The organism is Insulibacter thermoxylanivorax, from assembly GCF_015472005.1.
GTDB classification, from domain to species: domain Bacteria; phylum Bacillota; class Bacilli; order Paenibacillales; family DA-C8; genus Insulibacter; species Insulibacter thermoxylanivorax.
The window spans coordinates 1-16,030 of record NZ_BMAQ01000057.1 but is presented as its reverse complement, the minus strand read 5'-3'; the positions used below and the strand labels follow the sequence as shown (position 1 = coordinate 16,030).

11 protein-coding genes are annotated in these 16,030 nt (G+C 53.1%); 5 read left to right on the top strand and 6 right to left on the bottom strand.

Going from position 1 to position 16,030, the window contains the following annotated elements; genetic code table 11:
* Positions 1–43 precede the first annotated feature (43 nt).
* A complete protein-coding gene (locus PRECH8_RS14245) occupies positions 44–1,843 on the bottom strand; it encodes an alpha-glycosidase (RefSeq protein ID WP_200967752.1) in 1,800 nt (599 codons plus the stop codon).
* Positions 1,844–2,109: 266 nt separating this feature from the next.
* Here PRECH8_RS14245 and PRECH8_RS14240 point away from each other — a divergent pair, with 266 nt between their 5' ends.
* The 5 genes from PRECH8_RS14240 (at position 2,110) to ligA (ending at position 8,632) form a co-directional block, all read left to right on the top strand.
* Positions 2,110–2,355 (top strand): hypothetical protein, encoded by a 246-nt coding sequence (locus PRECH8_RS14240; RefSeq protein WP_200967751.1) that lies wholly within the window; start codon positions 2,110–2,112, stop codon positions 2,353–2,355.
* Positions 2,356–2,385: 30 nt separating this feature from the next.
* Positions 2,386–3,210, top strand: coding sequence for a spore coat protein (locus tag PRECH8_RS14235; RefSeq protein ID WP_200967750.1), 825 nt, complete (start codon positions 2,386–2,388; stop codon positions 3,208–3,210).
* Between the two features lie 212 nt (positions 3,211–3,422).
* The gene (gene pcrB / locus PRECH8_RS14230; RefSeq protein ID WP_200967749.1) at positions 3,423–4,106 is read left to right on the top strand and encodes a heptaprenylglyceryl phosphate synthase; all 684 of its coding nucleotides are present in this window, start codon (positions 3,423–3,425) and stop codon (positions 4,104–4,106) included.
* A 50-nt stretch (positions 4,107–4,156) separates the two neighbouring features.
* On the top strand, positions 4,157–6,580 hold the full coding sequence (gene pcrA, locus PRECH8_RS14225; RefSeq protein ID WP_200967748.1) for a DNA helicase PcrA: 2,424 nt from the start codon (positions 4,157–4,159) through the stop codon (positions 6,578–6,580).
* Positions 6,581–6,610: 30 nt separating this feature from the next.
* Complete coding sequence (gene ligA / locus PRECH8_RS14220; protein ID WP_242457599.1) at positions 6,611–8,632, top strand: NAD-dependent DNA ligase LigA; 2,022 nt, start codon at positions 6,611–6,613, stop codon at positions 8,630–8,632.
* 191 nt (positions 8,633–8,823) lie between these two features.
* Here ligA and PRECH8_RS14215 read toward each other — a convergent pair whose 3' ends face one another.
* From PRECH8_RS14215 to PRECH8_RS14195, 5 genes are all read right to left on the bottom strand, one after another.
* The gene (locus tag PRECH8_RS14215; protein ID WP_200967747.1) at positions 8,824–9,690 is read right to left on the bottom strand and encodes a carbohydrate ABC transporter permease; all 867 of its coding nucleotides are present in this window, start codon (positions 9,688–9,690) and stop codon (positions 8,824–8,826) included.
* 12 nt (positions 9,691–9,702) lie between these two features.
* Positions 9,703–10,575, bottom strand: a complete 873-nt coding sequence (locus tag PRECH8_RS14210) for a carbohydrate ABC transporter permease (protein WP_200967746.1) — start codon at positions 10,573–10,575, stop codon at positions 9,703–9,705.
* An 84-nt stretch (positions 10,576–10,659) separates the two neighbouring features.
* Positions 10,660–12,000, bottom strand: a complete 1,341-nt coding sequence (locus PRECH8_RS14205; RefSeq protein ID WP_200967745.1) for an extracellular solute-binding protein — start codon at positions 11,998–12,000, stop codon at positions 10,660–10,662.
* 98 nt (positions 12,001–12,098) lie between these two features.
* On the bottom strand, positions 12,099–13,718 hold the full coding sequence (locus PRECH8_RS14200; protein ID WP_200967744.1) for a response regulator transcription factor: 1,620 nt from the start codon (positions 13,716–13,718) through the stop codon (positions 12,099–12,101).
* The gene (locus PRECH8_RS14195) at positions 13,706–15,427 is read right to left on the bottom strand and encodes a cache domain-containing sensor histidine kinase (protein ID WP_242457600.1); all 1,722 of its coding nucleotides are present in this window, start codon (positions 15,425–15,427) and stop codon (positions 13,706–13,708) included. The genes PRECH8_RS14200 and PRECH8_RS14195 overlap by 13 nt, the downstream gene beginning before the upstream one ends.
* Between the last annotated feature and the right edge of the window lie 603 nt (positions 15,428–16,030).

Genomic DNA, 16,030 nt, shown 5'->3' with positions numbered 1-16,030 from the left:
TTCGATCCTAGGAACGATGTGAGAGACAACCATCACTGTTCAGTTATTGTCGCTTCCAAATGATATACCCGTACGGCTCCAACTGGACAGTCCCCTCAGCACTTGTCTGCTCAGAAGTTTGCTCGGCAGCATGTTCCTCAGAAGTTTGCACCGCAGCATGCTCCGCAGTACCTGACGCCGATGTCAGCACCGGGGTGAGCTCGGACAGCGGAGCAGGCAGTGTAACCTCTGCTGCTTGCTCCGAGTTATTCAGAGCGATGATGAACTGATCCTCGCCGTCGCTGCGCTCATACAGGATCACATCGCTTGCTGCATCCGCCTTAAGGAAGCGGAAGCTGCCCGTGCGCAGCGCCGCGCTGCTCTTGCGCAGGCGAATCGCAGCACGGTAGAAATCGAACAGTTCCCGATCCTGTTTCTCACGGTCCCACACCATGCACTTGCGGCAGTCCGGATCCGCGCCGCCGTCCAGTCCGATCTCGTCGCCGTAATAGATGCACGGGGTGCCGAGGAAGGTGAGCTGGAAGAGGACGGCCAGCTTCATGCGCCGCTTATTGCCGTTCATAAGCGTCAGCAGACGCGGCGTGTCATGGCTGTCGAGCAGGTTGAAGGCAGCTTCATGCACCTGCTGCGGATAGGCCGCTAACTGGGCATAGATGCGATGGCTGAACTGTTCGGCATTGATCGTGCGATGGGCGAAGTAGTCCAGCACCGCATAGGTGAAGGGGTAGTTCATCACTGCATCGAACTGATCGCCGCGCAGCCAGCGCATCGAATCATGCCAGATCTCGCCTAGGATATAGGCATCGGGGCGTACGGTCTTGACCGTCTGCCGAAATTCACGCCAGAATTGATGATCCACTTCGTTGGCCACATCGAGGCGCCACCCGTCGATCCCGACTTCTTCGATCCAATACTTCGCCACGTCGAGGAGGTAGGTCTTGACTTCCGGATGCTGCGTGTTCAGCTTCGGCATATGCGGTTCGAAGGCGAAGGCGCGGTAGGTTGGCCGTCCGTCTACAACTCGCGGCGGATCGTCGAGGATATGGAACCAATCCTTATAAGGGGATTGCTCGCCTTTCTCCAGTACATCCAAGAACGGTGGGAACTGGCCGCCGCTGTGGTTAAAGACCGCATCCAGCAAGACGCGAATTCCCCGTTTATGGGCTTCTTTCACAAGCGTCTGCAAGGTCTCCGTATCGCCGAAGTGCGGATCGACCCGCTTGTAGTCGCTGGTGTCATATTTGTGGTTCGTCGTCGCTTCGAAGATCGGAGTGAAGTAGACAGCGTTTACACCGAGCTCTTCCAGATAGTCAAGATGGTCGATCACGCCCTGCAGGTCGCCGCCGAAGAAATTATGCGGCTGAGGCGTCCCGCCCCAGGGTTCGACGTTCTCGGGATCGTTGGACGGATCGCCGTTGGCGAAACGCTCCGGGAAGATCTGATAGAAGACAGCGTGTTTGACCCACTCCGGCGGATCGAGCATATCCGACTCATGGAGGAACGGATATTCGAAGACGCCCGTCACCCCGGAAGGCGGTTCATTCATAAACCCGGCTTCGGTCATATAGATCGTCCGGCCGCCGGAGGTGAAGCCGAAGTAATATTGCAAGCGGCGATGCGGCGTCGTCACTTCTGCTTGCCAATAGTCGAACAGAGCATCGGAGGCGAAGACGGTCATCGGAATGCGCTGCAGAGTTTGTTCAAAATCATATTTGTCCCCGGCATAGACATCGACGCGCTCCATATCCCCCCGTTTCGTACGAATGCGGATATGTACGGTATCCCGATCGTACATGTAACACCAGTTGTCCCCGGTGCGATGGAAGATAGCTTCCAGATTCATACGGATCCCTCCCATGGAATAGATAATGATAGAAATATAAAAAAAGGTACAACTTCAGAACGAATCGCTTCAATCGCTCCGAGGTTGTACCTTGCGGTAACATTGCCTTCAAATTTTATTACCATCATATTAGCATGCGCACGACCGATTAACAATACATAAAATCACTCTGGATCAGAGGAATCAGCAGCAACAGCGAAGCGGAAATAATCCTGCTCCCATTTGGAAACAATAGGGTGGACTACAGGAATAGGAGGTCGCTGCGCGTGCAGACCAACTACCATCAGCCGCTTGGATTCCATGGGATGCAGGGGATGACGATCCGAGAATTCACGCTGCTTGAGCAAGTTTTGCATAACGAGGGCTTGCTGGCGAAACTGTGTGCCGGCGGCGCCAATCAGATCCATCATCCCGGTCTCCGCCAAGCGCTCAGCAGCATGGCCAGAGAGCGTCTGCAGCTCTTCGATCAGGGGATGATGGTGATGAAGCAGCAGACGGGATTTCTTCATTAGATAACTAGAAGTATGAGAGGAGCGGAATAGATGACGAATGATGTGCATCACCAGCAGCGGCAGACGCTGGCGGCAGAGTCCGGGGATCGCCAGCTCCTGCTGCTCGTCATGGCGGAGCTGAAGCGGGCTGCTCAGGAATATGCAGCGGCGGCGCTGGAAGCCCATCATCCGGAGGTGCGAAGATTCTTCCAAGGCCTGGTTGAGCGGACTTGCCAGCATCATGATACGCTGCTTCGCAGCATGATCGAGCTGGGGATGATCGCACGGCCGCAGCCGGCCCGGCAGGAGGATGTTCGACAGTGCATCCTTCACAGCCAACAGGAAGGCAATGAACTCCATGCCTATGTGCACCATCAGCTGCGATATGAAGCGGGACAAGGTCCGAGCGCAGCCTGGGGCACGATGTGGGGTACGATGCCTTCTTCCTATGGACTAAGTGTCGGTCAAACCGGAGGTTATACCGGACAAGCTCAGCAATATCAGCAGCCTCAGCGGTTCCAGCAGCCGGCATATCCCATGCATCACAGGGATGATCCGCCTGCGTCAATGCAGTCTGCACAGAGGGTGCAGGACATGGTGAACACTTACGGTCAATATAGTCAAGTACATAGGCCAACTGCCGCTGAACCGTCCGGCGATCCGTCCAAGGAACGGAGACGAACAGAGTCCTTATATGATGAAGCGGCAGCTGACGATCCGACCGAACTGCAGGCCCATCAGCCGGGAACCTTCGGATTTAACCAAGAATTCGGGCATCCTGAGGGGACTTCGAGCGATCGTGCTGCAAGTACGGCTGCGACGGCCGGCACCTCTTCCTATACATCAACGGAAGAGGAAGCCGCTGAGAGGCCATGAGGGGACGAGAAGATGACAGGGAGTCGATGAGCGCCGTAAGTTGGCCGTCGGCTCCTTGTTTTGTGCGTGTTGTCGAACATATGTTTCGTTTGCTATGATAGGGTAGAAGGTTTAGACTATTTTTGATGGAAGGTCCTTAGGGACGATGTCCGAATCAGCCGGTGCCGCAGGAATCCCAGGCGCCGGAGTGAAGGGAAAGCAGGTGTGAAAGGATGCATGAAGATATTCGCCATTGGCGGCATGTGTTTAAGTTAGATCCGGATAAGGAGATCTCGGACGAGCATCTCGACCGCATCTGTACATCCGGTACGGATGCGATCGTCGTCGGCGGCTCCACCGGAGTGACCTTCGACAACACCATCGATCTCCTAGCGCGGGTCAGGCGGTATGAGCTGCCCTGCGTGAGCGAGATCTCGACGATAGAAGCGGTTGTGCCGGGCTTCGATCTCTATCTGATCCCCGTGGTGCTGAATTCCAGACAGGGGCAGTGGATCACCGGCCGCCACCGGGAAGCGCTCAAACAGTTCGGCAAGATGCTCCCTTGGGAGTCCCTGGTCCCGGAAGGATACGTCGTATTAAATGAAGATTCAACGGTAGCCAGGCTGACCCAAGCCGATGCGAATCTGGGCCGGCAAGATGTGATCGCCTGTGCGAACTTGTCAGAGAAGTTGTTCCGCTTACCCGTCTGCTACTTGGAGTACAGCGGGAAGTTCGGCGATATGGATCTGGTGCGCGAGGTGCGGGACACCCTTGAGGAGTCACAGCTTTTCTACGGCGGCGGGATCGATTCCGCGGAGCGGGCGCGGCAAGCGCTGGCTGCGGCGGATACGATCGTCGTCGGCAATATCATCTATGAGGATATCGAGCGTGCTTTGGAAACGGTGGTTGACCGTTAGCGGAATGTTCTTAGGTGCGGAATGATCTTAGGTACTAAAGGAGTATAGCGATGAGCCCATCTATTGATATTGAAGAAGTCATCCAGCAATTGAATGATCGTCAGCGCGAAGCTGTGCAGACGACGGAAGGCCCGCTCTTGATCATGGCCGGGGCAGGAAGCGGCAAGACGCGGGTGCTGACGCATCGCATCGCTTATCTGATCGCGACGCGCAAGGCTCCGCCCTGGGCGATCCTCGCCATTACGTTCACCAATAAGGCGGCAAGGGAGATGCAGGAGCGGGTGACCAAGCTGGTCGGCGCCGAGGGGCACGATATCTGGGTATCCACCTTCCACAGCATGTGCGTGCGCATCTTGAGGCGGGATATCGAGCGCATCGGATATAAGTCTGCCTTTACGATCCTCGATGCAGACGATCAGCTGTCGGTGATCCGCGCCTGCCTGAAGGAGCTGAACCTCGATCCGAAGATCTACGAACCGCGTGCGATCCTGTCGATGATCAGCAGTGCGAAGAACGAACTGATCGATGCGGCGAAGTATGCGGACAGCGCGGGTTTTGATCATTTTAAGAAAATCACCGCCCAAGTCTACCAGCTCTATGAACGGAAATTGCGCAGCAACCATGCCCTGGACTTCGATGACTTGATCATGAAGACGATCGAGTTGTTCAAGCAAGAGCCGGAAGTGCTGGATTACTATCAGAAGAAGTTCCGCTATATTCATGTGGATGAATATCAGGACACGAACCATGCGCAGTATATGTTGTGCAAATATCTGGCGGCGGCGCACCGCAACCTGTGCGTTGTCGGCGACAGCGACCAGTCGATCTACCGCTGGCGCGGAGCGGATATCTCCAATATCTTAAACTTCGAGAAGGACTATCCGGAAGCGAAGACGATTATGCTGGAGCAGAACTACCGCTCAACGGGCTTTATCCTGAAAGCGGCCAATGAAGTGATCTCCCGCAATACCGGACGCAAGCCGAAGAACCTGTGGACGGATCGGGGCGACGGCAGCAAGATCAAGATCTACTATGCCGATTCGGAGCATGCGGAGGGCTATCACATCGTCAGCGAGATTCAGCAGCATATCCGCGACGGCCGCTCCTACCGGGATCATGCCATCCTGTACCGCACGAACGCCCAGTCCCGGGTGATCGAGGAAATCTTCCTCAAATCCAATATCCCGTATCAGATCGTCGGCGGCATCCGCTTCTACGAGCGGAAGGAGATCAAGGATCTGCTCGCCTACTTGCGGCTTGTCTCGAACACGGACGACGATATCAGCTTCCTGCGGATCGTCAACGAACCGAAGCGGGGGATCGGACAAGCCACTTTGGATGTGCTGACCGCTTATGCAGCCGGCAGAGGCCTCTCGCTCTTCGCGAGTTTGGACGAGCTGGATGCGATCGAGATCGGCACCAGACAGAAGAATGCGCTGTATGATTTCAAACAGCTTATCGATCAGCTTCGGCAGATGGCGGATTACCTGCCGGTAACGGAGCTGACGGAGCAGCTGCTGGAGAGGACCGGGTATCGGGCGCAGCTCGCACAGGAGAATACGATCGAATCGCGCACACGGGTTGAGAATATCGATGAGTTCCTGTCGGTAACGCAGGATTATGAAGAGAAGAATGAAGATAAATCCCTGCTCGCCTTCCTGACGGATCTGGCGCTGATCGCCGATATTGATACGCTGGCCGATGAGAACCCGGAGGACCCCGAGGACCGAGTGACGCTTATGACGATGCACAGCGCGAAGGGCTTGGAGTTCCCTTATGTGTTCGTAATCGGCATGGAGGAAGGGGTGTTCCCGCACAGCCGGGCGTTGAACGATCCGGAAGAATTGGAGGAGGAACGCCGCCTCGCCTATGTTGCGATAACGCGGGCAGAAGAGAAATTGGTGCTGTCCTGCGCCAGGATGCGCACCTTGTTCGGTCGGACAAATCTGAATATGCCGTCGCGCTTCCTGCAAGAGATTCCGGAGGAGATCACGGAAGTGGTCGGCGGAGATGCTGATGGCGGCTATGGTTACGGAGGCGCAGGCGGTTATGGCAGGGCCGGCTATGGCGGAGCAAGCGGCTATGGCCGCTCCGGAGGTTATGGCGGGGTCAGCCGCTACAGCGGGAGCCGATGGATGGATGACTGGGATGCCGTCGATGAGCCGGATGCCGGCTCAAGCTGGAGCAGCAGCGGTGCGGCGCAGCGGTCGTCCAACGGCCGGCGCGCTGCTTCCCGTTCCACCTATGGTGCGGGACGCGTGATCGGCGGCGCTGCTAACCAGTCCGGCGGGGATGGAGGCGGCGGATCCGTGGAGTGGAAGACGGGGGACAAGGTCTCCCATAAGAAATGGGGCATCGGCACCGTCGTCTCGGTGAAGGGCAGCGGAGATGATCAGGAACTGCAGATCGCGTTCCCTGCTCCGACGGGGATCAAGAAGCTGCTGGCCCGATTCGCGCCGATTACGAAGGCGTAGGGCGTGTTTGAACAAAGGAGGCTTAGTGAGATGGCTTCGCCTATGGATCGCATGAAGCAACTGGTGGATGAGCTGAATCACCACAATTATCTATATTACACATTAGACCAGCCGGAGATCAGCGATGCGGAATATGATCAGCTGTATGACGAACTGGTTCGTCTGGAGCGGGAAACCGGCGTCATCCTGCCTGAGTCGCCAACGCAACGCGTCGGCGGGGAGATCTTGGAGGGCTTCGAGGAGCATCGGCACCTCGCCCGCCTGTGGAGTCTGGACAAGGCGCAGACGGATGACGATCTGGAGGCATGGTACCAACGGGTGACCCGGCTGATCCATGAATACAATCGGGAACATCCAGAAGATCCGCTTCCCGAGCCGACGTTCTCTGTGGAGTTAAAATATGACGGCCTCACGATCAACCTGACCTATGATCATGGGGTGCTCGTGCAAGCGGCAACGCGGGGCAACGGGATCACAGGCGAAGGCATCCTGGCCCAGGTGAAGACGATCCGCTCCATCCCGCTGACGATCCCTTACCGCGACGGGATCATCGAGGTGCAGGGCGAGGGGATCATGTATCTGTCCGTGCTTGAACAATATAACAAAACGGCAACAGAACCGCTCAAAAATGCACGCAATGCCGCAGCCGGCGCCTTGCGCAACCTAAACCCGGCGGTGACAGCGGAGCGGAAGCTGGATGCTTTTATCTACAATGTCGGTTATTCCGATCGCCAGCTGTTCGCGACCCATCAGGAGATGGTGCAGTTCCTTAAGGATAATCGCTTCAAAGTCAATCCGTATATCGCCTTCGTGCAGACGATGGACGAAGTGAAGGCGGAGCTCGAAGCGATCAAAGCACGGCGCCATGAGCTGGATTATCTGATCGACGGCGCGGTGATCAAGCTGACGGATCTGCGGACGCGCGAAGTGCTGGGCTATACGGAGAAGTTCCCGCGCTGGGCGATCGCTTATAAATTTGAAGCAGAAGAAGTGACGACGATCCTGCGCGATGTGACGTGGGAGGTCGGACGTACAGGCAAGATTACGCCTGTAGCGATTGTTGAGCCCGTTGAGATCGGCGGCGTGACAGTACAGCGGTGCACGCTCAACAACATCGGCGATATCGAACGGAAGAATGTGAAGCATGCGCTGGGCGCAGAAGTCTACATTCGCCGTTCGAACGATGTGATCCCGGAGATCCTGGGCAAGGTGACCGATGAGAAGGACGGGGAAGAGATTCAGTACCCCGAAGAGTGCCCGGCCTGCGGCTCGAAACTAGTGCAGCGCGGCGCGCACTTGTTCTGCGAGAACAGCCTCGGCTGCAAGCCGCAGATGGTCGCCCGTCTGACCCACTTCGCTTCGCGCAATGCGATGGACATCGAGTCCTTAAGCATCATGACCGCTGATCAACTCTTCACCGAGCTGGACGTTAGGGATCCGGCAGATCTCTATGATCTGAAGTTCGAGGATCTTATCCGCTTGGAGCGGTTTGGTGAGCGGAAAGCGCAGAAACTGCTCGATGCGATTGAGAAGAGCAAGCAGTGCGATCTTGCGTCCTTCCTCTTTGCGCTTGGCATTCCGAATACGGGAATCACCACGACGAGGTCTTTGGCCGAGCACTTCAAGAGTTTGGAGGCGGTCCGCCAAGCCACCGTCGAGGAGCTGCTGCAGATTCCTGACGTCGGTCAGATCGTCGCCGAGAGCATCATCTCGTTCTTTGCCGATCCGCGTGTCAAGGAAAGCATCGATCGGATGCTGGCAGCGGGGGTTTCACCCCAGTTCGAGGAACCGGAGCTCGCGGGGGAGACAGCCATAGTCAGCGAATTCAGCGGCAAGAACGTCGTGCTGACAGGCACGCTGCAGAAGATGACGCGGGGGGAAGCCGCGAAGCTCCTCGAGCAGGCGGGAGCGAAGGTGGCGGGAAGCGTCTCGAAGAAGACGGATTTCGTCATCGCCGGCGAGAAAGCAGGCAGCAAGCTGAAGAAGGCGCAGGAACTGGGCGTGACGGTATTGGACGAAGAAACCTTCCTAGCGAAGTTGAGGCTGAAGTGACGGGCGAATGGGTATAGGAACCAAATGTGCTCAAGCGTCTGTCTCGGTACCGGTGTTGAGAGCTGGTATTGGGATGGGCGCTTTTTTGATGGCGTATGCAGGCGTATTTAATTGTGAGTCAGCATTACAAAAAAAGGACCCCGTCATGAACGGAGTCCAGTGTATGCGTGTTATGTCCTTGTCCCTGCTGCTCAGCCTTTGACGGCTCCTGCGATCATACTTTCCTGCACTTGTTTGTTGAGGAGCAAATAGATGATGATCGTAGGAATCGTAGAGATCATCAAACCTGCCCCGATGATACCCCATTGGGTAATATAGGTTCCGACCATGGACATGATCCCGACCGTCAACGTCTGATAGATGGTGTCATTGATGAAGGTGACGGCAAACATCAGCTCGTTCCACGAGGACAGGAAGGTAAAGATCGCCACAGTCACCAGCGCCGGACGAACAAGCGGCAATACGATGAAGAAGAACGTCCGGTATATACCGCATCCATCCATTACGGCTGATTCTTCCATCTCGCGGGGAACACCTTTGAAGAAGCTGGCGAGAATAAATATCGCGAGCGGGAGCCCGAATGCTACGTATGGGATGATAAGCGCCCAATGGGTGTTCAGCAGTTTCAGATTTCTAAGCACCATGAAGAGCGGCAGCAGCGCGGCGTGGATCGGCACCATCATGCCAAGCAAGATGAGCGTCATCGTCGCATTGCTAAATCTCCATTTCATCCGGGTGATAGCATAAGCGGACATGGAGGAGAGGAGCAATACGAGGAAGATCGTAACTGCGGTGACCCACACGCTGTTTATAAAATAAGTCAGCACATTTCCGTCGGAGAGAGCCTTGGTATAGTTGCTCCATAGAAATTGTTTGGGCGGTCCCAAGACATCCCCGCTGAAAATCTCGCTGTTATCCTTCAGTGAAAAGAAGGCCAGCCAGATGAGCGGATAGATCTGCACGACAGCGAAGAGGACGAGCATCGCTTGCAGCAGGATCATGCCGATCCTGTAGAACAGCTTGGATTTCCGAGGTTGTCCCGAGATTGCTGCTTCCATTCTTCTCACTCCTCAATAGTCCGTTTTGAAAAATTTGTTGATGATAACCGTGAAAAGCAAGCACTCTAAGATGATAAAGACGGACAAAGCACTTCCGTAACCGTACCGGTACGTATCGAAGATCGTCGTGTACATCAAAGTGCTCGGAACCTCGGTTGTAAAGAACGGTCCGCCGCCGGTCAATACATAGATCAGATCGAAGATCTTGAGTGCACCGATGACAGAGAACACTAAGCTGACTTTAAGAATCGGTTTCATCAGCGGAATGACGATGGAGAAGGCCGTCCGAATGGTAGATGCACCGTCGATCTTAGCCGCTTCGATGAGTTCCGGCGAGACCGACTTGGCTCCTGCATACATCAAGAGCATGTGGTACCCAACATATTGCCACAAGGTTGGGATGAACGAAGCAGCCAAGGCGGTTTCCCGTTGTCCAAGCCAATCCTGCGCCAAATGGGGAAGTCCGATATTGGTCAGCAAGGTGTTGAGCATCCCGTAGTCGGCATTGTAGATCTTCGACCAGAGCTGTGCGATCACAACGGTGGATAACAGAACCGGAATGAAGTATACCGTGCGGTAGAACCCTTCTCCCTTAATCCCTGATGCGAGGATTAAAGCAAGCAGAAGCGAGATGGGCAATTGGATGAAGACCGATGCACCGGCATAGAGCAAAGAGTTTTTCATCGAATTCAGCGCCCGCGAGTCGGTGAACATCTCAACGTAGTTGTCCAGGCCGATGAATGTCGGTTTCGTAACGCCGTTCCATTCCAGCAGGCTGTAATAACTAGATACGAAAATCGGAATCAATACAATCCCAAAAAAAAGCAAAAGGGTCGGACCGACGAATATCGCGATGTCCCTTTTGTTTGAAAATACTTTATCCATACAGCAAGCTCCCTCCAAGCGTTAGATGCGGGAGGATGCAGCAGGGGAGATCGTTCCCCTGCTGCATCGACCGTGCGCTTATGATCATTGCAGGTTCAATTCTGTAGGTTCTAACTTGGACATCTCTTCAGCGAATTGTTCAGGAGTAAGGTCGCCTGCCAGCAGTTGTGCAACCAGGTTTTTGTGTGTTTCAGCCGATGTTGCCGGGAAGATGTTATCCCACCATGGGATGAACGATTCTGCCGTATCCATCAGCTCAGCAAAGGTCAGATCCAGATGAGAGAGGCTGGAGGTATCAAGACCGTCTGTGTTCCAAGTCGGCAGGCCTGCTCCCATGAGGAATCCGCGCGTACCAAGTTGTTCACTCAGATACAGCAGGAATTGATAAGCTTCATCCGGATGCTTGGTGCTGCTGCTGATGTAGTATCCGTCTGAAGACCCGCCGAAGAATTCATTTACCGTTCCTTTACCGTCTTCAAATACCGGGAACGGAACGACGACAACTTTACCCTTCGTGGCCGAGGATGGATCCTCAATACCGGCATTTACCCAGTTAGCTTGGAACATCATAGCGCCGTTGCCCGCGTTGAATGCGCCGAGCATCTCATCATAGCTCATGCTGAACATGCTGTCGTTAAACAGACCGGCCTTGACCAGCTCTTGCATCTTACGAGCCGCTTCCACGAAGTCCGGGGAGTTCCATTTGGACGGATCATGGAACGCTTCAACTACTGCATCATGACCAGCTTGACGCATCGCGATGATGTTGTACCAATACATGCCCGGCCAGCGGTCTTTCTCGCCGAGAACAGCCGGCGTTATGCCTGCAGCGCGGAGCTTCGCAACAGCTTCCAGCAGTTCTGTATAAGTAGTAGGAATTTCTGCTCCTGCTTTTTCAAACAATTCTGTGTTGATGTACAGGTTAGCGATGTGCGTATAAACCGGAAGTGTAAAGAGCCTTCCGTTGTGTTCCAGCGTTTCGATGACGCCCGGCTTAATTCTTGCCTTCACATCTTCTGTTACGTAATCCGTAATGTCGAGGACATCGCCGTTTTCGATGTACGGCTGCATGAAGCTCCCGCCGCCCATGCCGTAGAAAATATCCGGTGCTTCATTGGCTGCGATAGCGGTTTTGATCTTGGTCTTGTATTGTTCACCTGATGTACCTGTGCGCTTCACCTGGATGTGAGGGTTCTCTTTGTTCCAGGTTTCCACGATTTCCGGAATCAGTTTGGCGGATGGGTCTGTATTACCGACGGACTGATCCCAGAGTGTCAATTCGATGGTTTTGGTTTCATTTCCGCCCGCCGTTCCGTCGCCTGCATTGTTGCTCTTGGATTTTGAACCGCTTCCACAAGCGGCAAGGCTGATGAGCAGGACGAAGGACAACACTGCGATCATGGATTTTTTGAATAACGCTTTCATCTTTAGTTGCTACCCCTTTCTTGTATGTGCTTTCATGCCCATTGTAAGATGCTCCTGATTTGAATCCCATGCAATATTCAAGCATGAAGTTTCAAAATTCAAACATCCTGTTCTTCAACCTGATCACCTTTCTTGGGGGCAAACCGTTCCCGGTATTCACTGATGGACATGCCGGTGTTCTTCTTGAACACATGGCTGAAATAGTGGGGATCGGGAACGCCGACCTGTTCACCGATCTGGTATCCCCTTAGATCCGTTTCCCGAAGCAAGGCAGCGGCTTTTTTCATCCGCTGGTTCGTCAAATAGGTCACAAAGGATTGTCCGGTTTCCTGCTTCATGAGACGGCTGAGATGACCTGGACTGACATAGAAAAGCTCTGCTACGGATTGCAGCTTTAGGTCGGGGTCTCCCAAGTTGTCCTCGATATACGCCTTCACTTGGCTGACCAGGTCTTGTTTGTCGCCCCGGCTTTTGGCATCGATCTGCTCTGCTAAGTGGCGTACATAGCCCTCGATCTGTCTCATGGCTTCCGGAAGATCGTCGGCAGACAGGATGGCCGTCAGCGTATCCTTCTTGAAGACGTGTTCGCCGTCGATCTGCTGTTCGATGGCTGCATGGATGCAATGGGTGACCACATCCATGATTGCCAGACGGATCTGCGACGCATCGGAGAAGGAGATATCGAATATCTGATGCAGGATCTTCATGGCTTGATCAGCAGCACCTGCACTGATATAAAAATGCAGCTGCTGCAGTAAGTCCGGATTGGAACGATACTGCTGTCCCCTGCTCGCGACCACGTCGTCATAGTAGATGACCTGGTTTTTGCCGGTGAACACTTTGTAGCGGAGGGCACGACAGGCTTCCCAATAGGATTCGGGTACGTCTTCCAATGATTCGTGCAGCCGCCCGACACCGATATTGACCTCGCAATCGAAGGCTTTGGTCAACACCGTGATCAGCCGTTCGCAATCATTCACCAAGTTTTCGGCTCGATTCATGGCCAGTATCACGATGCGGTTTTTGGCATCGGACACTACCATGATCCGCTCATCATGTTCGAAGAAAGCTTCTGTTCGGTTTTTGCACTGCATCTCCTTTAGCAGGAGTTGTTCTTCTGTTTTATCTTTTGCAGAAAGGGCGACTTCTATGACAGCGGCTTGCACGTTTCCCTCACGGATGACTGAGGGCATGTTGTAGTAACGGCATTTGTCCCTCAGCTCATCCTTGGCAATATTCCCTTCTAACCAGCTGGCGACGAATTTTTCCCTCAGCACCGGCAGATTTCGTTCCAGTTCCTTGCGCAGCGCCTCTAACTGTTCATCCCGTGCCCTTTCCTCTTCGATCTGGTGTTTTAACTTGTTCATCACATCCAACAGTTCAGCGGCGCGGATCGGTTTGAGGATAAAATCAGATATGCCCAGCTTAATGCTCCTTTGTGCATAATCAAATTCATCATAGCCCGTGATGATGACGATTTTGGTATAGGGATACAGGTTGAGTACCTTGCTGCTGAAGGTAATGCCGTCCATGTGCGGCATGGAAATATCCGTGAAGATGATATCCGGCTCCAGCTCTTCGAGCAAGTCCAGCGCCTCCAGGGCGCTCGATGCTTCACCGATAATGGTAAAGCCGTGTTTCTCCCAATCGAGGCACATGCGGATCAGATTTCGGATCAAATACTCATCATCGACAATCAAGATCTTCAATTTCTCCATGTGTTCTCATCTCCTGCAGGAATCCGTATGGTAATCGTTGTTCCTTTGCCCGGTTCGCTGTTGATGATAAATTCGTTTTTGCCGTTATAGTAGATCCGCAGTCTTTCCATCGTTCCTTTCAGGCCGAAACTGCTCTTCTCGCCCTTGTTTTCCATCGCTGTTATCTGCTGGATCTGCTCGGCAGTCATGCCGACGCCGTCGTCGCTGACGGATAAGTGCAGCCATCCATCAGCGAGGCGGGCGCTGATTCGGATGGTGCCTTTGCTTCCCATGTTTCTGATCCCGTGATACAGCGAATTTTCGACCAGGGGCTGTAAGACCAGCTTAAGGATCGGCACTTGCAAGCAATTCTCGTCCACTTCATATTCCACATCAAAAAGATCGCGATAGCGCACTTTCTGGATCAGCAAGTAATTGCGTACCATGGAGATTTCCTCTTCAACGGTGATCAACTCGCGTCCTTTGCTGACGCTTAATCGATAATAACTGCCCAGCGCTTCCAGCATCTCGATGACCTGATCGTTTTGTCCCATCATGGCAAGCGATGTAATGGAATCCAGGGTGTTATACAGGAAATGCGGTTTGATCTGTGCCTGCAGCGCACTGAGTTCCGCTTTACGGATCGTGTTCTGCTCATCGATGATCCGTTTCAGCAACTGATTGATCTGATCGATCATCCGGTTGTATCCAATGAACAGCTGTCCGAATTCTTCGTTGTTGGGAATAGTTTCAAGCTTGACCAATTTGTTGCTCTTCGTGCTTTTCATTGCCCTAAGCAATTGTTTGATCGGGTTTAGCACGTGTCTGGAAATGATGAATGAACTGATGTAAAACACGACTCCGTTGATGACAAGCAGGACGAGCGTGCGCAATACAAGAGACATATTTTCAGAATATAGGGATTGATTGGGTGTCACATTAAAAAATGTCCAGCCGAAAGCATCGTCAACTTTCCATGAAACGGTGTACGATCTGGATTCAAAAGACAAGGGGAAGAAGCCCGATAATTGCCGGCTGAATTCGGATTGCTTCAGCTCAATGATTTTCTTCGTCAGATGATCAATGACGGCGGACTGGCCGCCTTCTGCTGCCTTGGCCGTGATCAAGCGATGCTGTTCATCCAGGATGGCGAATTGTTGGCCGTTGTGATTGGCGAGATTGGAATAGGCATCAGCAAAAGCGCTCTCAGGAATGTTGATCACCAGAATGCCCAAGGGAGTCGTATCATCCAGATCTCGAATCATTCGGATAAAGGAGACGAAATTTCCTTCTGCTTCGCTGGCAAAGACGCCGCTTCCGTTTAAACGCAGCAGATAAGCTCCGTTGCGCTCAACGGCTTCATCGTACCATGGTGCATGTTCCACATTTGACTCGATGAACGCAGGCGTGTACTGCGATCCTAAGGAGAAACCATGGCCGGACTGGTCAAAAATAAAAATCGAGTCAATGATCGGAAACGTTTGCATAATATGGTGCAAATCCCGCTTGATTCTGGACTGGATGTCCAGGTTGGCATACAGATTGCCTTCTCGGAGCAAACCCTGCAGATTGGCATCCGAAATGATGATCTTCGAGTAGTTGTTGACATTGTCGACCAACATATGGACGTTGGTTTCTATGGAGGATACGGTTTGTAATGCGGCTTCATTGACTTGCTTTTGTGCTGAGTGCCACGCGGCCCGGTGAAGGATGACGGAGCTGAAGGTCACGGTGATCAAAACGACCAAAAAATATGCAAAAGGGATCATCAGCGTCAGTCTTCGGGGTCTGCGTAATAATGAAAACCTCATGCCTCTCATTGCGTCATCACCTGCTCATAACACTGAGTAACGAAAAGTATATCATACCGCTGTCCCGCTAATCGAACAATGGAAGAAGTCATGGCATGGCGATCAGCCGGATGTTCGGATAGACAACATAACGTAAGTTGACGTAACGCAGACTCAAGCTTCACGGATAAACTCCACATAGCCAATATTCAAAGTGTGACTTGCTGCAAAGCATAAAGTTGAAGTGATGGTCCTCAGGATTATAAATAAGGAATCGAATTTTTACATTACATAAGCATATGATGGGTAATCCATAATAAACCAGTTGAAAACTATTCTTGAACCTGATATTATTAGTTCTTGTCGCCGCTGAAAAGAAGTTGGCTGCGATGATGTCAGAAGAAAGCAATTCATGCGATGAGGAAGCTCTTTGAAAACTGAACAAAAATCATTCTTAAGCCGGTGCGGATTCATCCGATCGACGATTGGAGATGGGATGAAGAAGCGTCAAAGCGATAAAGCGAACGTCGGCTAACTGCGCAA